General features: G+C 63.3%; 21 protein-coding genes. 4 read left to right on the top strand and 17 right to left on the bottom strand.

Features of this window, described 5'->3' with window-relative positions:
* The coding region (argC, locus tag RMN95_RS13165; protein WP_309617360.1) for an N-acetyl-gamma-glutamyl-phosphate reductase at positions 1 to 825 on the bottom strand (825 nt) is incomplete at its 3' end.
* A gap of 311 nt (positions 826 to 1136) precedes the next feature.
* Here argC and RMN95_RS13160 point away from each other — a divergent pair.
* On the top strand, positions 1137 to 1682 hold the full coding sequence (locus RMN95_RS13160) for a DUF937 domain-containing protein (protein WP_309617359.1): 546 nt from the start codon (positions 1137 to 1139) through the stop codon (positions 1680 to 1682).
* 334 nt (positions 1683 to 2016) lie between these two features.
* Here RMN95_RS13160 and pheT read toward each other — a convergent pair whose 3' ends face one another.
* The 10 genes from pheT to infC form a co-directional block, all read right to left on the bottom strand.
* Positions 2017 to 4509 carry a phenylalanine--tRNA ligase subunit beta gene (gene pheT, locus RMN95_RS13155; protein WP_309617358.1) on the bottom strand — a complete coding sequence of 831 codons (2493 nt, stop codon included), beginning with the start codon at positions 4507 to 4509 and terminating at the stop codon, positions 2017 to 2019.
* Positions 4509 to 5549, bottom strand: a complete 1041-nt coding sequence (pheS, locus tag RMN95_RS13150) for a phenylalanine--tRNA ligase subunit alpha (protein WP_309617357.1) — start codon at positions 5547 to 5549, stop codon at positions 4509 to 4511. The genes pheT and pheS overlap by 1 nt, the downstream gene beginning before the upstream one ends.
* A gap of 20 nt (positions 5550 to 5569) precedes the next feature.
* Positions 5570 to 6520, bottom strand: a complete 951-nt coding sequence (locus RMN95_RS13145; protein ID WP_309617356.1) for an ABC transporter permease subunit — start codon at positions 6518 to 6520, stop codon at positions 5570 to 5572.
* Positions 6517 to 7164: an amino acid ABC transporter permease gene (locus tag RMN95_RS13140; RefSeq protein ID WP_309617355.1), complete on the bottom strand. Its 648-nt coding sequence runs from the start codon at positions 7162 to 7164 to the stop codon at positions 6517 to 6519. The genes RMN95_RS13145 and RMN95_RS13140 overlap by 4 nt, the downstream gene beginning before the upstream one ends.
* Positions 7165 to 7278: 114 nt before the next feature.
* On the bottom strand, positions 7279 to 8133 hold the full coding sequence (locus RMN95_RS13135) for a glutamate ABC transporter substrate-binding protein (RefSeq protein WP_309617354.1): 855 nt from the start codon (positions 8131 to 8133) through the stop codon (positions 7279 to 7281).
* A 57-nt stretch (positions 8134 to 8190) separates the two neighbouring features.
* Positions 8191 to 8928, bottom strand: coding sequence for an amino acid ABC transporter ATP-binding protein (locus RMN95_RS13130; protein WP_397545292.1), 738 nt, complete (start codon positions 8926 to 8928; stop codon positions 8191 to 8193).
* Between the two features lie 89 nt (positions 8929 to 9017).
* On the bottom strand, positions 9018 to 9821 hold the full coding sequence (locus tag RMN95_RS13125; protein ID WP_309617353.1) for an RNA methyltransferase: 804 nt from the start codon (positions 9819 to 9821) through the stop codon (positions 9018 to 9020).
* Positions 9822 to 9906: 85 nt separating this feature from the next.
* Entirely contained in the window at positions 9907 to 10293 is a 387-nt protein-coding gene (rplT, locus tag RMN95_RS13120) for a 50S ribosomal protein L20 (protein WP_309617352.1), read from the bottom strand.
* 17 nt (positions 10294 to 10310) lie between these two features.
* Positions 10311 to 10505: a 50S ribosomal protein L35 gene (rpmI, locus tag RMN95_RS13115; RefSeq protein ID WP_283504470.1), complete on the bottom strand. Its 195-nt coding sequence runs from the start codon at positions 10503 to 10505 to the stop codon at positions 10311 to 10313.
* Positions 10498 to 11208, bottom strand: coding sequence for a translation initiation factor IF-3 (gene infC / locus RMN95_RS13110; protein WP_309617362.1), 711 nt, complete (start codon positions 11206 to 11208; stop codon positions 10498 to 10500). Before infC ends, rpmI begins: the two co-directional genes overlap by 8 nt.
* Positions 11209 to 11458: 250 nt before the next feature.
* Between infC and RMN95_RS13105 the strand changes: the two genes are divergently transcribed.
* Positions 11459 to 11809, top strand: coding sequence for a DUF1844 domain-containing protein (locus RMN95_RS13105; RefSeq protein ID WP_309617351.1), 351 nt, complete (start codon positions 11459 to 11461; stop codon positions 11807 to 11809).
* Between the two features lie 40 nt (positions 11810 to 11849).
* Here the strand turns inward: RMN95_RS13105 and RMN95_RS13100 are convergent, their stop codons facing one another.
* Genes RMN95_RS13100 through RMN95_RS13075 form a run of 6 tightly spaced genes read right to left on the bottom strand, consistent with a single transcriptional unit; the run spans position 11850 to position 16146 of the window.
* Positions 11850 to 12599 (bottom strand): SseB family protein, encoded by a 750-nt coding sequence (locus RMN95_RS13100; RefSeq protein ID WP_309617350.1) that lies wholly within the window; start codon positions 12597 to 12599, stop codon positions 11850 to 11852.
* A 12-nt stretch (positions 12600 to 12611) separates the two neighbouring features.
* Positions 12612 to 13361 carry a bifunctional 1-(5-phosphoribosyl)-5-((5-phosphoribosylamino)methylideneamino)imidazole-4-carboxamide isomerase/phosphoribosylanthranilate isomerase PriA gene (priA, locus tag RMN95_RS13095; RefSeq protein ID WP_309617349.1) on the bottom strand — a complete coding sequence of 250 codons (750 nt, stop codon included), beginning with the start codon at positions 13359 to 13361 and terminating at the stop codon, positions 12612 to 12614.
* The gene (gene hisH / locus RMN95_RS13090; protein WP_309617348.1) at positions 13358 to 13990 is read right to left on the bottom strand and encodes an imidazole glycerol phosphate synthase subunit HisH; all 633 of its coding nucleotides are present in this window, start codon (positions 13988 to 13990) and stop codon (positions 13358 to 13360) included. The genes priA and hisH overlap by 4 nt, the downstream gene beginning before the upstream one ends.
* A gap of 1 nt (position 13991) precedes the next feature.
* The gene (gene hisB, locus RMN95_RS13085) at positions 13992 to 14597 is read right to left on the bottom strand and encodes an imidazoleglycerol-phosphate dehydratase HisB (protein WP_309617347.1); all 606 of its coding nucleotides are present in this window, start codon (positions 14595 to 14597) and stop codon (positions 13992 to 13994) included.
* Positions 14594 to 15709: a histidinol-phosphate transaminase gene (locus RMN95_RS13080; RefSeq protein ID WP_309617346.1), complete on the bottom strand. Its 1116-nt coding sequence runs from the start codon at positions 15707 to 15709 to the stop codon at positions 14594 to 14596. The genes hisB and RMN95_RS13080 overlap by 4 nt, the downstream gene beginning before the upstream one ends.
* A gap of 53 nt (positions 15710 to 15762) precedes the next feature.
* Positions 15763 to 16146 (bottom strand): LysM peptidoglycan-binding domain-containing protein, encoded by a 384-nt coding sequence (locus tag RMN95_RS13075; RefSeq protein WP_309617345.1) that lies wholly within the window; start codon positions 16144 to 16146, stop codon positions 15763 to 15765.
* Between the two features lie 297 nt (positions 16147 to 16443).
* On the opposite strand from RMN95_RS13075, the gene lexA reads away from it, so the two are divergent.
* Together lexA and RMN95_RS13065 are read left to right on the top strand one after the other, a co-directional pair.
* Entirely contained in the window at positions 16444 to 17124 is a 681-nt protein-coding gene (gene lexA, locus RMN95_RS13070; protein ID WP_309617344.1) for a transcriptional repressor LexA, read from the top strand.
* 19 nt (positions 17125 to 17143) lie between these two features.
* A complete protein-coding gene (locus RMN95_RS13065) occupies positions 17144 to 18001 on the top strand; it encodes a hypothetical protein (protein WP_309617343.1) in 858 nt (285 codons plus the stop codon).
* The last annotated feature ends 2 nt before the right edge of the window (positions 18002 to 18003 follow it).

Here is an 18003-nt window from a genome sequence, read left to right as displayed (position 1 = left end):
GTGCACGAATGGCTCGTCGACGTAGGCAGACTCCCACGCCGCCCGCACCTGGCGTTCGGTCGCCCCCGGTGCCATCTTCGCGGTTGATGTCGCCAGGATGCCGCGGCTCATGGGCACGAGCACAGGAGTGAAGGAGATGCTCACAGCGACACCACCCGCCGTCTCAAGGTTTTGCCGGATCTCGGGGTTGTGGCGATGCACGCCACCCAGCTGGTACGCGTGCGCCGAACCCATCAGCTCGCTGCCGAGCAGCTCGGTCTTCAGTGATTTTCCGGCTCCGGAGGGGCCGACGGCCAGTACCGATACGAGGTCGTCGGCGAGAATCAGCCCGGAGTGGATGCCAGGGGCGAGGGCGAGCGTGATCGCCGTGGCGTTGCATCCGGGAACCGCAATGCGGGTTGCGCCCCTGAGGGAGTCCCGCTGGCTGCCGGTCGCGGTGAGGAGTTCGGGAAGCCCATAAGTCCACGCGCCGAAGTAGTCGCCGCCGTAGAACTTCGCCCAGTCGTCCTCGCTGGTGAGCCGATGGTCGGCTCCACAGTCGACCACGAGAGTATTGGCTGACAGGTCGGCCGTGAGCGTGCCCGACATGCCGTGCGGCAGCGCGAGAAACACGACGTCGTGCCCGGCGAGGGTTGTGGCATCCGTTGACTGGAGCTCGAGATGAGCAAGCGAGCGCAGATGAGGCTGGAGGGCGACCAACGGACGCCCCGCGTTGGTGAATGCGGTGACCGTGGTCACCTCGAACTCGGGGTGAGCAGAGAGCAACCGCAGCAGCTCGCCGCCTGCGTAGCCACTGGCACCGGCCACGGCGACGGATAAAGACATGGCTCTACCTTAATGAGAGGAGGGACGAAGGGGGATGCCGCGGCGGCGGTTCACAGGGGCCTGGTCGGTTCACGGGGAACCGGTGGCGGCGAAGTGAAACGTCGCCTATCGTCGCTCGTCGGACTGGCGTCGTGTTCCTGACACGCGGAGCCCTCGTGCACGGCGCGCCGACGGACGCAGCCTGAGGCGTGCGTCGAGGGCGAGAGACGTGGTCACATTCCCGACAGTAGTGCACTGCCGCTGGCAACCGCGAATCGCTAGCCTTGGGGAACGCGCCCACGCGGGCACGCATCGCACAACCAGGAGATCTCATGTCGGATATTGATGGACTGCTCGCTCTGATCCCGGTAGGCGATATCGCCAGGAAGCTGGGAATTCCGGAGGATGTGGCGCACGGTGCCGTGGCGCAGGTCATTCCCACCCTGTTGGGCGGAATGGCGGCCAATGCGAAGGATGGCGACGGTGCCGCCTCGCTCGAAAAGGCCCTTACCGGTCACGCCGGTGTCTTCCCCACGGCATCCGTCAGCGACATCAACACCAACGACGGCGAGAAGATCGTGAACAACGTCTTCGGCTCTCAGAAAGATGACGTGGTGGCCGCCGTCGCCAGCACCGGAGACAGCAACATCACCCAGGACATCATCGCGAAGATCCTGCCGATCGTCGCTCCCATCGTCATCGCCTGGCTCGCCTCGCAGTTCCTCGGCAAGAAGGAGGCGGCACCGGCCGCGCCCACACCGGAGCCAGCGAAGTCAGGCGGCATTGGCGACCTGTTGGGTGGGCTGCTCGGTGGCTCTGGCGGCCAGGACATCCTCGGCAGCGTGCTGGGCGGGCTGCTCGGCGGGGGCCGGCGGTAGAGGGTAGAACGCCGCTGGTGCACGGGAACAATAGGTTCACTGACCGTCAGCATCCGCGTCGACTCGGTCACGGCGGCGGCCTACAACGAGCGGCGCAGAGCCGCCCTCGCGGCGGGAGTTGCGACACTCGCGGCGGGGGAAACTTGCTCGCGGCGGGAGTCGTGACTCCCGCCGCCGGTAGGTAACTCCCGCCGGTAGGCAACTCCCGCCAGACCGGGAAGTCCTCGGCCGGGACGGAGGCCGCACCACGAACGGGACGGCCTTCACGAGTAGAGCCTCAGTGCGAGAAAGAGTGTCACGCGCGACGACCTTCGCGGCGTAGGGAATGCGAGCGCTACTCGCGCAGCACGGCTCCCACCCTGGCCTCGGCGAGGGCGACCGCGGCAGCTTTCGCCTGCGTCGCCTCGCGTGCGGTCAGGGTGCGGTCCGTCGCCCTGAACCTCAACGCGAAAGTCAGCGACTTGCTGCCATCGGGGATGCCCGAACCGCGGTAGTCGTCGACGAGCACGACGTTCTCGAGCAGGGCGCCAGCGCCCTCGACCAGTAGCGCAAGCAACTCTCCGGCGCGAACGGATTCGGCAACGACAAGAGTCACGTCCTGTGTGGCGGCCGGGAACGACACAATCGGGGTCGGCACTACCTCCGTCGCGCCGAGGTCAATGAGTGCATCGAGATCGAGCTCGAGCACGGCAACCACACGCGGCAGATCGAACTCGGCGGCGAGGGACGGCAGCAACTCCCCCGCATACCCGATCACACGATCACCCGAACGTAACTCCGCCGTGCGCCCAGGGTGCATGGCCTTATGGATGCCCGTGGCCACGGTCAGCGGAGACGCGAGGGTCGCGGCAAGATGCTGCGCCGCGCCGATCACGTCGGACAGCCCGCGGTGAATGGCGGTCTGCCCCGGCTGCCGGGCGACCGCATCCCCCACAAAGAGCGCGGCGACATGCCACGGCTGGGGCGGGATGCTCGCGCGCAGCTCATCCAGTACATCGCTCGACGGCGGCTCATCACCGGCGGGAAGCTCGCCGATGCCGTAGCTCACTCCCGCCTGCGGCAGGAACACCGTGCCCACCTCGAAGAGAGCAAGATCGGTGAGGCCCCGGGAGAGGTTGCGCCTCGACACCGAGATCAGCCCTGGAAGAAGAGACGTGCGCATCCAGGCGGCTTCCGAGTCGATCGCGTTCGCCAGCTTCATCGCCGCAACCGGGCCCTCAGCCGGAGAGCCGAACAGGTCGTTTGAGGCCTGCGATACGAACGGATATGCCAGGACCTCGGTGAGTCCGGCGGAGGCCAGTGAGCTCGCCGCCGATCGACGCAGACGCTGTTGCCTCGTCAACCCGCGGCCGGGAGGCGCCACAGGGAGCACCGACGGAATGCGATCGTAGCCGACGATGCGCACGACCTCCTCGGCGAGGGTGGCCCGATCGGTGAGGTCGGGGCGCCATGTGGGCGGGGTCACCGATAGCCCGGAGCTTATGTTGGCCACCGCGCAGCCGATCTCGACGAGTGAGGTGGCGACGTCATCCGCCGTGAAATCCACACCGATAAGGCTGGCAACGTACCCGGTCGGCAGCTCGATGGGCTCTCGGACGGCGGAGCTGTCGAGCACCGAACCAAGCTCGTCGGCGGTTCCCCCACCCAGCTCGACCAGTAGGTTTACGACACGCGCCGCGGCAACAGGGGCGACCGCCGGGTCGACTCCGCGCTCAAAACGACGCGAGGCCTCGCTCGGCAGCTTATGGCGGCGAGCGCTTCGCGCGATCGACGTCGGGTCGAAGTTGGCCGCCTCGACAAGCACGTTCGTAGAGGAGGAGTCGATCTCGGTCGAGGCGCCGCCCATGACACCGGCGAGACCGATCGGCCCCGAGGCATCCGTGATCAGAAGATCTTCCTCGACCAGCGCGCGAACTTTGCCGTCGAGAGTGGTGAGAGTCTCGCCCGGCCCGGCCCGACGCACGACGATGCCGCCCGAAATCTTGTCGAGATCATAGGCGTGGATGGGCTGGCCAAGTTCGAGCATCACGTAATTGGTGATGTCGACGGTCAGGGAGATGCTCCGGATGCCGGCAAGCCCAAGCCGCGCCACCATCCACGGCGGCGTGGGGCTGGTTGCATCCACGCCGCGCACCGCTCGCGTCACGAACACGCTCGCACCGACATGCCCTCGGATCGGGGCGTCATCGTCGACCGTGACCGAGAAGCCGTGCCCGGCCTCGACCGTCCCCGCGAGTGCAGGATCGCGGAACGTCGCCCCGCTCGAATGTGCATACTCGCGCGCTATCCCCCGGATCGAGAACCCGTATCCGCGATCCGGCGTGACATTGATTTCAACCGCGAAGTCATCGAGGCCGAGCAGCGGAACCGCTTCGGCACCAATGACGGGGTCAAGGCCGAGGTTTTTGAGCAGCAGGATGCCGTCGTGCTCCTCCCCCATGCCGAGCTCGCGGGCGGACGCCATCATCCCATCGGACACGTGACCATAGGTTGTGCGCGCCGCAATCGGGAACGGGCCGGGAAGGATTGCACCGGGAAGCGACACGACGACCTTGTCGCCCACGGCGAAGTTGTGCGCTCCGCAGACGATGCCACGAGGTTCGGCTTCGCCGACATCCACCTGGCACCAATTGATGGTCTTGCCGTTCGACTGCGGTTCTGACTCGAACGAGAGCACCCGACCGACCACGATCGGGCCGCTGAGGTCAAAGGTGTGAACGTCTTCTTCCTCAAAGCCGACCTTCACCAGGGCGGCGTGAACCTGCTCGTGCGTGACGTCGAGCGGGATGTCAACGAACTCGCGTAACCAACTGATGGGCACGCGCATCAGACCACCATCCCAAACTGCTGGGAGAAGCGGATATCGCCCTCGACCATGTCTCGCATGTCATTCATGTCGTTGCGGAACTGCAGGGTTCGCTCGATCCCCATCCCAAACGCGAACCCCTGGTAGGTGTCGGGATCGATGCCGGCCGCACGCAGCACGGCGCTGTTGACCATGCCGCATCCGCCCCACTCGACCCAGCGCGCACCGCCCTTGGCGTTCGGCTGCCAGACGTCCATCTCGGCGCTCGGCTCGGTGAACGGGAAGTAGTTGGGGCGAAGCCGGATCTGTGCTGCGTCGCCGAACATGGCGCGAGCGAGATGCTCGAGGGTGCCGCGGAGATGCGCCATGGTGAGCCCCCTATCAATCGCGATGCCCTCAATCTGGTGGAACACGGGAGTGTGGGTGGCATCGAGCTCGTCTTTGCGAAACACCTTGCCCGGCGACACGACATACACGGGAAGTTCGCGAGTCAGCAGCGACCGGATCTGCACAGGGCTGGTCTGGGTGCGTAACACAAGATGACCGTCGATCGGGTCGATGAAGAACGTGTCCTGTTCGCTGCGAGCCGGGTGGTCTTCATCCATGTTGAGTGCGTCGAAGTTGAACCACTCGTTCTCCAGCTCCGGCCCATCGCCGATCTCCCAGCCCATGGCGATGAACACGTCACTCATGCGCTCCATGAGCAGGCTGAGTGGATGCCGCGCACCGGCGTTCCAGCGAGAGGGCACCGCCGTGACATCCAGGGTCTCGTCCGCGAGCCGGGCATTCTCTTCGGCCACGGCCAGCTCAGCCTCGCGCGGAGCGAACGCCTGCCCCACGCGGGCCCTGGCCTGCCCGACGAGCTTCCCCGCCGCGGCGCGATCGGCCGGATCGATGGATTTGAGGCTGCCGTTCAGCCGAGCCAGCGGTGAGGATTCACCAGCGTGCTCGGCGCGGGCTGAGCGGAGTTCGGCCATGGTGGTGGCCGAGGCCACAGCCCCGAGCGCTGCGTCGACAGCCGCGTTCACGACGTCTTCGGTGATGGGAGTGGATTCTGACACAGAACCTGAGTTTACTCAGGCTACGGCTGGTACCCGGTGTCGTGGTCGGATCGCGCACCCCGGACACTGAGCGGATCGCTCGCGCCCGCCACTCCCGCACCGCCCAGTTGGGCTATCACCTTCGCCGCGCGCTTTCCGTTTCGTCCGCCGCCCCGTCCCGACGCTGTGCGTCGCGCAACGAAGCGCGCTATCCACGAGAGGCTCAGGTTCACCGCGAGATAGACGGCCCACACCACGAAGAACAGGGTGAACAGGTAGGTCGGCCCGAACGTGGTCGACCCCTGCTTGAGCACCACATTGAGCAGTTCCTGGTAGCCGAGAATGTAGGCCAGCGATGTGTCTTTGAGCAGCACCACGAGCTGCGCGATGATGATGGGCAGCATCTGCCGAAACGCCTGGGGGTATTCGATCGAGAAGCGGGTTTGCAGCGGCGTCAGCCCCACCGCAAGGCCGGACTCTCGCTGCCCCCTCGGTAGTGATGCAATGCCGGCACGCAGCGCCTCGCCGATCACGGCACCGTTGTAAACGGCGAGCGCTCCCACGCCGGCCCAGAACTGACCGGTCGAGAAAACCAGCAGCACGAACAGCATCATAAGTAGCACGGGCATTCCCCGAAGAAACTCGATCACCACGATCGACGGAATCCGGATGACCGCTGTGGTCGCGGTGCGCGCCATCGAGAGCAGGACACCGACTACGAGAGCGAGCACGGCCGCGACGCCGGCCATCTGCAGCGTGGCCGACAGTCCTCGCCACACCGCTCGCCACAGCGCCCGGTCACCAAGAATGTCCCACTTGCTGGCGTCGAACACCCCAGGCTGAGCTACGCCCCCCGCATTGATACGCGGCTGGGATAGGAAGGCAAAAATCGCGATCAAGCTGGCGGCTATTAGCACACCGCCGACCAGAGAAAGAATGAGTGAGAATCGACGAGCTTTTGGTCCAGGCACGTCGTACAGCACGTTCGTCATCGGCGCGCCATCACTCTTCGCTCGAGCAAATTTGCAGTCTGGCCGAGCGGCACGGTGATGACAAGGTAGAACACGGCTACCGCGAGCAGGATGGCGGTAACCGCGTTGCCATTGAGCTGAATGACCTGCCGTGACACCGCAATGAGCTCAAGGACCGCAAAGCCCGCGGCGACCGAGGTGTTCTTGGTGAGCGCGATCAGCACGTTGATGAGCGGAGGAATAACCATTCGAATGGCCTGCGGCAACACGATCAGACCGAGTGTCTGCGCAAAATTGAACCCCACAGCACGTGCCGCCTCTGCCTGGCCGACCGGTACCCCGTTGATTCCCGAGCGGACGGCCTCAGCAACAAAGGATGATGTGTAAAGAGTCAGGCCAATGATTGCGGCGGTGGTGTAGTCCAGCCGTACGGCCAATTGCGGCAGCACGAACGCGCAGAAAAATAGCACCAGGGTCAAAGGCGTGTTCCTGATGATCTCTGTGTACGCAGTAGCGAAACCGCGCAGCGCCGGAACCGGTGAAATTCTTATCGCGGCAATGATCGTGCCAAGGATGAGAGCTCCGATTCCCGACACACCCAGCAACCGCAGTGTCGTCAAAAAGGCGTCAACGAACTTCGGGAAGTTTTCAATGATCGCGTCCATGGGTGTCCGTTCAACAGCAGAGGTCAGGTTCGGTCGCTACCCGGGCTGCGGCCCACCCGGCAGAAACCGGATGGGCCGCGTCACTCTCGTAGCGCTAGTACCAGCTCGTAGCGCTTAGTAACGATCGACCGCGGGCGGGTCAGGCAGCGGCAACTCGGCTCCCGCTGTCTTCTCCCAGGCGGCGGCCCAGTCGCCGTCGTCGAATGACGACTCGAGAACATCGTTGATGAATGTGCGGAAGTCGGTGTCATCCTTCGTGAGGCCGATGCCGTATGGCTCCTCGGTGAAGGGATTGCCAACGACCTCGAACTCACCAGCGCTGTTGGCCGCGAGCCCGGCAAGAATCACGTTGTCGGTAGTCACGGCGACGACCGCACCCGAGCTCAGCAACGGTAGGCACTCCGCGTAACCACCGAGTGCCGTGATCTGGTCGGTGTACTTGGCGATGTTTCCCTCTGAGGTGGAGCCCGCCACCGTGCATACCGGCTTGCCTGCGAGGTCCTCCGGACCCGTGATTTTCTCGGGGTTGCCCGCGAGAACGAGAATGTCTTGACCAGCGTTGTAGTACGGCCCAGCAAAGGAGATAACCTCCTTGCGCTTATCGTTGATCGTATAGGTGGCAACGACAATATCGACCTCGCCAGACTGGATGAACGGCTCGCGATTAGCGGAGACGGTCTCCGTCCAGTTAATTCCACTCTCGGGAATTCCGAGCTTCGCCGCGATCAGCTTGCCGATTTCCACATCAAAACCCTGCGGATCACCACTGGCATCGACCTGGCCGAAGAGCGGCTGGTCAAACTTTGTTCCGATGGTGATGGCTCCCGCCTCATTGAGCGCGGCCATGGTGGTGCCTGCCTCGAATGAGACCTCCGCCTCGGGGGCGACCGTCTCCTCGGCGGTGGGAGCACCCGAGTCGGTGCATGCACTCAGAACGATAACGCTGGTGAGTGCGATGGCTGAGATCATTAGACCCTTATTGAGTCTCATGGTTTCCTCCTGTTTGCTGTGTTTCTCAACCACCGGTTAGTGGGTAAGTACTTTCGAGAGAAAATCCTTCGCTCTCGGGCTTTGGGGGTCGGTGAAAAACTTCTCCGGTGTGGCTTCCTCGACTATTTCGCCGTCGGCCATGAAGAGCACTCGCCCGGCGGCCTTCCTGGCAAACCCCATTTCGTGGGTGACCACCACCATGGTCATGCCGTCCTTCGCAAGACCGACCATCACATCCAGCACCTCGTTGATCATCTCGGGGTCGAGCGCCGACGTCGGCTCGTCAAACAACATGACCTTGGGATCCATGGCGAGCGCCCTCGCGATGGCGACACGCTGCTGCTGGCCACCAGAGAGTTGGGATGGCATCTTCGCGGCCTGGTTGGCGACACCCACCCGATCGAGCAGCTCCATCGCTCGATTATCGGCCTCGGCCTTCGAACGCTTGCGCACCTTCATTTGCCCTAGCGTCACGTTTTCAAGGATCGTTTTGTGCGAAAAGAGGTTGAATGACTGGAACACCATCCCCACGTCGGCCCTGAGTCTGGCCAGCGCCGCGCCCTCGGCAGGAAGCGCCTCGCCGTCGATGGTGATTGTGCCGTCATCGATGGTCTCGAGCCGATTGATCGCCCGGCAGAGTGTCGATTTTCCCGATCCGCTCGGCCCTATGACGACCACAACTTCGCCCCTGTGGATGGTGTTGGTGATGTCTTTCAGAACGTGGAGTTCACCGAAATGTTTGTTGACATGATCGACGACCACCAGTGGCTGCATGGAACCACCCAACCACACCCCACGAACGGGGGTCAACACGACCTGTCCACTGGCGACCGAGGCGAGGGCTCGTGTCGCTCGCCATCGCTCTAGGGCGTGCGCTGGGCGAAAGCACTCTCGTAGAGGCACACTGACGCTGCGGTCGCGAGGTTCATCGACTCTGCATGACCGTAAATGGGCACCGTAATCGCCCGGTCGGCCAGGGCGAAGTGCTCCTCAGACAGACCCCGCGCCTCGTTGCCGAACAACCAGGCCGTCGGTCCCGCCAGCGTGCCCGCCGAACGCTCGGCCAAAAGATCGCTGCCCTTGATGTCGGCGGCGATCACCTGCAGGCCGGCCGCCTTCGCCTTCTCGAGAACTGTCTCCAGTTCCACCCCAACACACACCGGAACGTGGAAGAGCGAACCGGTCGTCGCTCGAACAACCTTCGGATTGTAGAGGTCGACACTGCGCCCGGTCAGGATGACCGCGTCAGCGCCCGCGGCATCCGCGGCCCTGATAATGGTGCCGGCGTTACCGGGATCTCGCACCTCCTCAAGAATCGCAATGAGGATGGGCTCTGCGCCCAGGATATCTTTGAGCGACGTCGGAAATTGACGGCACACGGCGATCACCCCCTGCGGGGTCACCGTATCTGCCATCGCTTCGATCACGGATTCCGAAACGAACTCCACCTCTACACCCGCCTCCGTTGCCCTTCGCGAGATCGCGCCGTTGCGCTCGAGAGCGGTGGGAGTAGCGAACAGGTCGACGAGAAGCTCGGGGCGAAACTCGAGAGCCTCGGCCACGGCCTGTGGGCCCTCCAAAAGAAAAAACCCGGTCTCAGACCGGGCGTCCCTCTTGGCGAGCTTAGCGACGGCCCGCACTCGCGGCGAACGTGGATTGTCGATCATGACAGTAAGCTTAGGCGCGCTGGATACCGCAGCAGCCCCGGCGCGCTGGGCGCATCCGGGGCTGCTGGAGTGAACGTCTGCGAAGCTACGCGACGACTTTCGGCGCGCTTGTGTCGGCAGGCAGGGCAGCTTTGGCCGTAGCGACGATCGCGGCGAAGGTAGCAGGCTCGGTGACCGCGAGGTCGGCGAGGATACGACGGTCGACCTCTACGCCCGCCAGGTTCAACCCCTGAATGAGACGGTTGTAGGTGAGCCCGTTCGCGCGGGACGCAGCATTGATGCGCTGGATCCACAGGCGCCGGAAGTCACCCTTACGGGCGCGGCGGTCACGGTATGCGTAAACGAGCGAGTGGGTGACCTGCTCCTTGGCCTTGCGGTAGAGGCGCGAACGCTGACCGCGGTAACCCTTGGCACGCTCGAGGATGACGCGACGCTTCTTATGGGCGTTTACTGCCCTTTTTACTCTTGCCATTGTTCTGTTCCTGACCCTTACTTACCGAGAAGCTTCTTGATGACCTTGGCGTCCTGCGGTGCAAGAACCTGTTCCTGGTTCAAAGAGCGCTTGCGCTTGCCGCTCTTGACTTCCAGGTTGTGCCGCATGCCGGACTGCTGCTTCATGACCTTGCCGCTACCGGTCAGCTTGAAGCGCTTCTTGGCACCGGAGTGCGTCTTCTGCTTAGGCATCTTTATCCTCTTCTGTAGTTGATACTGCTGCTGTGACCGGGGCGGGAGCCGCCTCGGTTACGACTGGTGTGCTCGGTTTCTCCGCCGCGACGGTCTCTCCCTGCGCACGTGCCGGCTTATTGGCCGCCTTTCGAGCGTCCGCTTCGGCTTTTGCCGCTGCTTTCGTCTTGTGGGGGCCGATCACCATGACCATGTTGCGACCGTCGATCATCGGGGTCGATTCCACGGAACCGAACTCTGAGACGTCTTCGGCGAATCTCTGAAGAAGGCGCACACCCTGGTCTGGGCGAGACTGCTCGCGCCCGCGGAACAGGATCATGGCCTTCACCTTGTCACCGGCCGCGAGAAAGCCTTCGGCGCGCTTGCGCTTCGTCTCGTAGTCGTGGGTATCGATCTTGAGGCGAAACCGAACCTCCTTCAGGATGGTGTTCGCCTGATTACGCCGAGCCTCTTTGGCCTTCTGGGCCTCTTCGTACTTGAATTTGCCGTAATCCATGATCTTGGCAACAGGAGGCTTGGAATTGGGAGCAACCTCAACCAAATCCAGGTCGGCCTCCACGGCTAGGCGCAGGGCCTCTTCGATACGGACGACACCGACCTGCTCGCCATTGGGGCCAACAAGACGGACCTCCGGAACGCGGATTCGGTCATTGGTACGGGGATCGCTGATGCGTGTTCTCCTTCTCGTATGCGGTTGCGACAGTCGTCGCGCGGCACGGAAAGGGAAAACTCGCTTATGCACCCTGGCTATTCGCGCAGCAGTGCCGAGCGAACGGGGTGTAACTACCCGGTAACCTTGAGAAGCGGTTGACAGGTGGGAGAATCTCCACTTTCGTAACCGGGGACATACCCCGGAGCCTGTAGAAGAGTAGCAGATACCGCGCCAAACTACTAAGAGCCGGACTATTGAGGGATCTAGAACCAGTGAAGGGTCTAGAACTATTGAGGGAACTATGAATGACGCACGCTTCGACCTGAACGACGAGATCCGGGACATCTCCGAGGTTCCCGCTGTCGAACTGATCAATACGGTTGCCGTGCACTTCATGAGCGCCGCTGCGGTCAAACTTGGGCTCTCCGACGGACCGGATGCCACTGCGGATATCGATCTGGACGAGGCACGGAAACTGATCACGGTGCTCGCGGGGCTCGTAGTCGCTGCCGCGCCTGAGATCGGAGACCAGCACGCCCGGCCGCTCAGAGATGGGCTTCGTTCGCTGCAGCTCGCGTTCCGCGAGGCATCATCCATTCCGGATGCCCCGGGCGCTGGCCCTGGCGAGAAGCTCACCGGCGCCGTAAATTAGCTGTCCGGGCTACTTTCTTTCCCCGGGCTGCCATCCGGCGCTAGCGAGCAGATTCGAGCCTCACCGCCAACGAATCGACACGCGACGCGATAAGTTCATCGACTGCCCAGCGCGCCTGCAAGCGCGCGACCACGGCGTCGAGTGCCGCCCGATCCAACCCCGGTCGAAGTGACAAATGGACGATCAGCTCGGGCCCGACCAGCCTCGCACCGGGATCGCCGGGGGCAAGCTGCACCGCGGTGACCGCGGGCTCCGGCTCGGCGGCGTCCATGAATGCAGACAGAACCTCCGTATCGAGATAACTGGGCCCCCACGGCGCGGACTGCGCAAGCGCCCACAGCGCGGGCCTGCGCACGACGAATTCGGTAGCGCTGGTGGGGTCGAGCACCACCAGGTCGGTGTTTTCGCTCGCCGCGGCTAGCGCCACCCGCGCAGCAGTGGCGGGCACGGGGCGAGCCTGCGGATCCCATGCTGACATGGCCACAACGGAGGTGAAGGCGGGCAGCACGCTGCGACCGTCGGGCCCCGCGACCGTCACGATGGAGAGTTCCTGGGTTTTGTCCGCGGGCCCATTATTCTCGCTGGCACCCCGCTCGCCCGCCACGGCAACCAGCGGAATCAGAAGCCGTGATTCGCGGAGGGCGTCAACGACATCGGCCTCGCCGGCCTCGCCCGCACGGAAACGACGCAATGCGTCGACGAGATCCTGCGGTGCCGAACCGTCGTCATCCGAACTCTGACCATGCTCGAACCGGCGACCCTTCCACGGGTGGCCCGACGAATCACTCATGGCATGCGCGCACTAGTGGGATGCGACGTCGAGGGCCGCGGTGAGGGTGAACGCCTTCGCATAGAGTGCCTTGCCCACGATCGCGCCCTCGATTCCGGAGGAAACCAGCTCGCGCAACGCGGCAATGTCGTCAAGGGTGGCCACACCGCCCGAGGCGATCACCGGACGATCCGTGCGTCCGACAACCTCCCTTAATAGCTCGAGGTTGGGGCCCTTCAGCGTTCCATCCTTGGTCACATCGGTGACGACATACCGGGAACAACCTGCGGCCTCGAGCCGGTCGAGAACCGTCCAGAGGTCTCCGCCCTCCTGTGTCCAGCCGCGCGCCGCCAGCGTCGTGCCGCGCACGTCGAGACCCACCGCAATCGCCTCGCCGTGTTTCGCGATCACCCTGGCCGCCCACTCGGGGTTCTCGAGAGCCGCCGTACCCAGGTTGATGCGCCTGGCTCCGGTCGACAGCGCGGCGTCGAGGCTCGCGTCATCCCGAATACCTCCCGACAGCTCGATGTTCACCGAGCGGGGGGTGTTCCTGATCACCCCGCGGATGACGGCGTGATTATCTCCGCGGCCGAACGCGGCGTCGAGATCGACCAGGTGAATCCACTCCGCGCCCTGATCAACCCATTCCTGGGCCGCATCGACGGGACTGCCATAGCTCGTCTCGCTCCCTGCCTCACCCTGGGTGAGGCGCACGGCCTTGCCGTCCGCCACGTCAACTGCGGGTAGCAGGATCAGTCGGGGATAGGGTGTCAACTCGCTCATAGGGTTTCCAGCCAATTCTTCAGAAGTCGGATGCCAGCCTCTCCGGATTTCTCCGGATGAAACTGGGTTGCGGAAAGAGGTCCGTTCTCCACGGCAGCGAGGAACCGACCGCCGTGATGCGCCCAGGTGAGCTGCGGCTGCGGGAACGGATCGTGCACCTCAAGCGTCCACGCCTGTGCGGCGTATGAGTGTACAAAGTAGAAGCGTTCGTCTCGAATGCCCGCGAACAACCGTGAACTCTCCGGCGCCTCGACCGTGTTCCACCCCATATGAGGAAGGATCGGGGCATCCAGCTCGGTAACCACTCCGGGCCACTCACCCAGTCCGGGCGTGTCGTTACCACGCTCGACCCCATGCTCGAACAGCACCTGCATACCCACGCAAATACCGAGCACCGGGCGGCTTCCGGTGAGTCTCTTCTCGACGATGGCGCCACCGCGCACGGCGGCAAGCTGCCTCGCCACGGCTTCAAAAGCCCCGACACCGGGCACGACAAGACCGTCGGCAGATTCCGCTACCGAACGATCAGCGCTCAGAGCAACTCGCGCGCCAGCCAATTCAAGTGCCTTCGCGGCCGAATGCACGTTGCCGGAGCCGTAGTCGAGTATGACAACGGAAGGACTCACCACCTCAGAGCGCACCCTTTGTTGACGGGATGCCGCTGACCCGGGAATCCGGCTCGATGGCGACCCTGAGCGCTCGCGCAAATGCCTTGAACTCGGCTTCCGCGATGTGATGGGGGTCGCGCCCGGCAAGCACAGTGATGTGCACCGTCAGGCCCGCATTAAACGCGATCGCCTCAAACACGTGTCTGACCATCGACCCCGTGAAGTGGCCGCCGATAAGGTGGTGCTCGAAACCGACGGGTTCACCGCTGTGCACGAGATACGGCCGGCCCGAGACATCGACCACGGCCTGCACCAGCGCCTCATCGAGAGGCACCAGCGCGTCGCCAAAGCGCGAAATGCCGGACTTATCACCTAATGCCTGCCGGAGTGCTGAGCCCAAAGTGATGCCGATGTCTTCGACAGTGTGGTGGACGTCGATGTGAGTGTCACCCGTCGCGGTGACATCAAGGTCAATCAGTGAATGCTTCGACAGTGCGGTCAGGAGGTGGTCGAAGAACGGCACGCTCGAAGCGATCGATGAGGTGCCGGTGCCGTCAAGATCGATACTCAGCTCGATACTAGACTCACTGGTCGACCGGCTCAGGCTGGCCGTGCGGTGTGCGGTCATTCCCTGATCCTATCGATCGTGCCAGACGTGGGTTGCAGCGAGTGACCTACCAGGCTTGAGAGCGCATCCAGGAATATCTCGGTCTCCTGCTCGGTGCCCGCTGTGACCCGCAGGTGGTGCGCAATGCCAACATCCCGGATCAGAATGCCCTGCTCGAACAGTGCCTCGAAGGTGAGGTGCGGATCCGCGACGCCACCGAACAGCACGAAATTGGACTCGCTCGGCACGGGGCTGTAGCCGAGACCGGGCAGAACGGCGATCATGCGATCGCGCTGGGCTTTGATGTCGTCCACCATCGCGAGCATCTCGGGGGCATGGGACAGAGCGGCGACCCCCGCTGCCTGGGTGAGCGCCGACAGGTGATAGGGCAACCGAACGAGCCTGAGGGCGTCGGTGACGGCCGGGTCTGCCGCGAGATAGCCCAGCCTGGCGCCCGCAAATGCGAAGGCCTTGCTCATGGTGCGCGACACCAGGAGTCTCGGTCTGCCCTCGAGCAGGGTGAGCACTGTGTCTCCCTCCGCGAATTCGGCATAGGCCTCGTCTATGAGCAGGATGCCCGGAGTCGCGTCATAGGCCGCGACGATGGTCTCGAGCTCGAGTCGAGTGCCCGTGGGGTTGTTGGGCGAACACAGGAACACGACGTCGGGCTGCTCCCGCTCTATCGCCGTCACTACCGTCGCGGGCGAAATTTCATAGTCGGAATCACGCTCCGCCGTGATCCAGCGGGTTCCGGTGCCATGGGCGATGATCGAATGCATCGAGTAGGTGGGCGGAAATCCAAGCACACTGCGCCCGGGGCCGCCGAACGCCTGGAGGGTTTGCTGCAACACTTCGTTTGAACCATTCGCGGCCCAGATGTTCTCACGGGTAAGTCCGTGCCCGAGATAGTGGGCGAGCGAATCCCTCAGTTCGGAAAACTCGCGATCGGGGTACCGATTCACGCCCATTACAGCCTGCGCCAGCGCCTTGACGATGTCCGTCGCCACTTCTTCCGGGATCGGATGAGTGTTTTCATTGACATTCAGTTGTACGGGCACATGATCTTGCGGGGCGCCATAGGGGGTAAGCCCACGCAGGTCATCGCGAATGGGAAGATCGAAGAGGCCTGTCACGCTCCAAGCCTACGGGTGTCTGCCACCGCTCCCGTTGATGCTCTCTTGGAAAATCAGTCCTGCGAGTACTGCACCGGAATGGCCAGCTCCTGGCCCGCAAACACATCAGAGGATGCCAGCTCGTTGAGCTGAATAATCTGGTCGATGACGTCGCGCGGGTCGGCAGTCGGGGCAAGTTCGCTGGCCAACTGCCACAGCGACTCACCGGAGGCAACCGTGACGTACTGGAAAGCCACGTCGGAACTATCTCGAGATGCCGAGGCCTCTCCCCCGTTGAGCGCGATCAGCATCGCACCGACCACAAGCGGCGCTGCGATAAGGGCGCTGAGTACGGAGCGACCTCGTTTCGTCATCCGCAGGCGCGGCGCGCCCACCCGCACTCCGCGCACGGATTCCGCGCGAGCCCATGCTGCGTTCGTGGCAATTGGCGTGCTCATTACGCTCTCCTTACACAATTTCGTATCCGGCTCTCGGCCGGGAGCGCCGGATACGAAGCGTTTGATTTTTCGAAGCAAATTTTCGAACCCACGAGAAAAATCCTGCTGGGACCCTTCGACTAGTAAATCTGTTCCGAACATACCTTCGAACAGCTCTAATATCAAGGAGATATTCGAACATTTTTCCAGAATTGACTGCGACACACTAGAACAGGTGTTTGTTTTTGGACCCCACTATGGATACAGTTTCGAATGAGCCACCGACATTGCGTCGACCGGCACAGAAATGGGGAGACCATGACTGGTGACATCCGCACCGGCGGCACACGCCGCCGAAAGAGCCTGAGCGATAAGCAGCTCGCCATCCTGGATGTCATCCAGCGCTCGGTGTCCGGCCGGGGTTACCCACCGAGCATGCGTGAGATCGGCGACGCCGTCGGCCTCTCCTCGCTCTCGAGTGTCACCCACCAGCTCAACCAGCTTGAACTCAGTGGATATCTTCGCCGTGACCCCAACCGTCCGCGTGCCATGGAGGTGTTGATAGACCTCCCTGCCATCGAGGGTGGTGCCGATATGGCTCCAGAAAGTACGGTCTCTATCGGAGACGCAGTGATGGTTCCGCTGGTCGGTCGCATCGCCGCCGGAATCCCCATCACCGCTGAACAGCACATCGACGAGGTATTCCCGCTTCCCCGCCAGCTCACCGGCAAGGGCGAATTGTTCATGCTTAAGGTCGTGGGCGAATCGATGATCGACGCCGCGATCTGCGATGGAGATTGGGTGGTCGTGCGGCAGCAGAACACTGCAGAGAACGGAGACATCGTGGCGGCGATGCTTGACGACGAGGCCACGGTGAAGGTATTCAGACAGCGAGATGGTCACACCTGGCTACTGCCCCGCAATTCGAACTTCGAGCCGATCCTGGGCGACTATGCCCAGATACTCGGCAAGGTCGTGACGGTGCTGCGCTCGCTGTAGGCGGAGATACGCTCGGATCATGCGCCGCGTTTTGACCGCCCTTCTCACGCTGGTCCTGCTTTCCGGATGCTCGGCTGCGGAGTCTGCTGAGGTTCCCAAGGGCATCTCGCTGAGTGTCTACCAAAACAGGACGGATGTTGAGGCACGCACACTGGAGGTCTCGTTCCTCAATGAGACGGATGGCGTGCTCACTGTCACCCGGCTTGAATTGCGCGCGAGCCAATTCGTTGGGGTAGCACTCTGGCCCAGGGCATCAACGACTATCCCGTCAGGCGCGACGATTTCCCTTCCGGTACCGCTCCCGGGCGCGGACTGCGCGGCGGCGCCGACTGCGGCGACAGTGGAGTTTGACTACCGGTTGGCGAATGGTCGTGCGGGAACTGCGGTCGCCGAGCCCGTCGACACGCTGACGAGGCTTCCGGGCATCCGGGAAGACGACTGTATCGCCGTGTCGGTCGCATCGGTCGTCGATATTCGGAGCGCGTCGGTGCTCCGGCTCTCGACTGTGGCGGGGCGCCCGGTCGCCGAAATAGACCTCGTGCTTACGCCCACGGGCGCTGGTGGCTCAGTAACTCTCGAAAGCGCGTCCAGCACCACCCTCCTCACGCCCGTGGGCCCTGACGGCGTTGACGCCGCCGAAAGCGCTATCGACCGTGAGATCGTCGGCACAGACGCGCCCTCGACGGTAACCCTCGCGTATGCGCCGAACCGTTGCGACGCGCATGCGATCGCCGAGGATAAGCGAGGAACCATCTTCCCCGTTGCGGTCACGACCTCTGACGGTTTCGCGGGTCACCTCTACTTGGCGTCGTCGGTCGAATTGCGCGGCGCCCTGTACGACTTTGTGCGTACGACCTGCGGACTGCCGCTCGACTGACT

Source organism: Salinibacterium sp. (assembly GCF_031364185.1).
Lineage (GTDB): Bacteria > Actinomycetota > Actinomycetes > Actinomycetales > Microbacteriaceae > Rhodoglobus.
This window is presented reverse-complemented; position numbering and strand designations above follow the sequence as displayed.

What these genes read in the sequence shown, in the direction of transcription:
- RMN95_RS13160 (WP_309617359.1), top strand. Translation starts at nt 1,137, where the DNA reads ATGTCGGATATTGATGGACTGCTCGCTCTGATCCCGGTAGGCGATATC.
- pheT (WP_309617358.1), bottom strand. Translation starts at nt 4,509, where the DNA reads ATGCGCGTGCCCATCAGTTGGTTACGCGAGTTCGTTGACATCCCGCTC.
- RMN95_RS13145 (WP_309617356.1), bottom strand. Translation starts at nt 6,520, where the DNA reads ATGACGAACGTGCTGTACGACGTGCCTGGACCAAAAGCTCGTCGATTC.
- RMN95_RS13140 (WP_309617355.1), bottom strand. Translation starts at nt 7,164, where the DNA reads ATGGACGCGATCATTGAAAACTTCCCGAAGTTCGTTGACGCCTTTTTG.
- RMN95_RS13135 (WP_309617354.1), bottom strand. Translation starts at nt 8,133, where the DNA reads ATGATCTCAGCCATCGCACTCACCAGCGTTATCGTTCTGAGTGCATGC.
- RMN95_RS13130 (WP_397545292.1), bottom strand. Translation starts at nt 8,928, where the DNA reads ATGCAGCCACTGGTGGTCGTCGATCATGTCAACAAACATTTCGGTGAA.
- RMN95_RS13125 (WP_309617353.1), bottom strand. Translation starts at nt 9,821, where the DNA reads ATGATCGACAATCCACGTTCGCCGCGAGTGCGGGCCGTCGCTAAGCTC.
- rplT (WP_309617352.1), bottom strand. Translation starts at nt 10,293, where the DNA reads ATGGCAAGAGTAAAAAGGGCAGTAAACGCCCATAAGAAGCGTCGCGTC.
- rpmI (WP_283504470.1), bottom strand. Translation starts at nt 10,505, where the DNA reads ATGCCTAAGCAGAAGACGCACTCCGGTGCCAAGAAGCGCTTCAAGCTG.
- RMN95_RS13105 (WP_309617351.1), top strand. Translation starts at nt 11,459, where the DNA reads ATGAATGACGCACGCTTCGACCTGAACGACGAGATCCGGGACATCTCC.
- RMN95_RS13100 (WP_309617350.1), bottom strand. Translation starts at nt 12,599, where the DNA reads ATGAGTGATTCGTCGGGCCACCCGTGGAAGGGTCGCCGGTTCGAGCAT.
- priA (WP_309617349.1), bottom strand. Translation starts at nt 13,361, where the DNA reads ATGAGCGAGTTGACACCCTATCCCCGACTGATCCTGCTACCCGCAGTT.
- hisB (WP_309617347.1), bottom strand. Translation starts at nt 14,597, where the DNA reads ATGACCGCACACCGCACGGCCAGCCTGAGCCGGTCGACCAGTGAGTCT.
- RMN95_RS13075 (WP_309617345.1), bottom strand. Translation starts at nt 16,146, where the DNA reads ATGAGCACGCCAATTGCCACGAACGCAGCATGGGCTCGCGCGGAATCC.
- lexA (WP_309617344.1), top strand. Translation starts at nt 16,444, where the DNA reads ATGACTGGTGACATCCGCACCGGCGGCACACGCCGCCGAAAGAGCCTG.
- RMN95_RS13065 (WP_309617343.1), top strand. Translation starts at nt 17,144, where the DNA reads ATGCGCCGCGTTTTGACCGCCCTTCTCACGCTGGTCCTGCTTTCCGGA.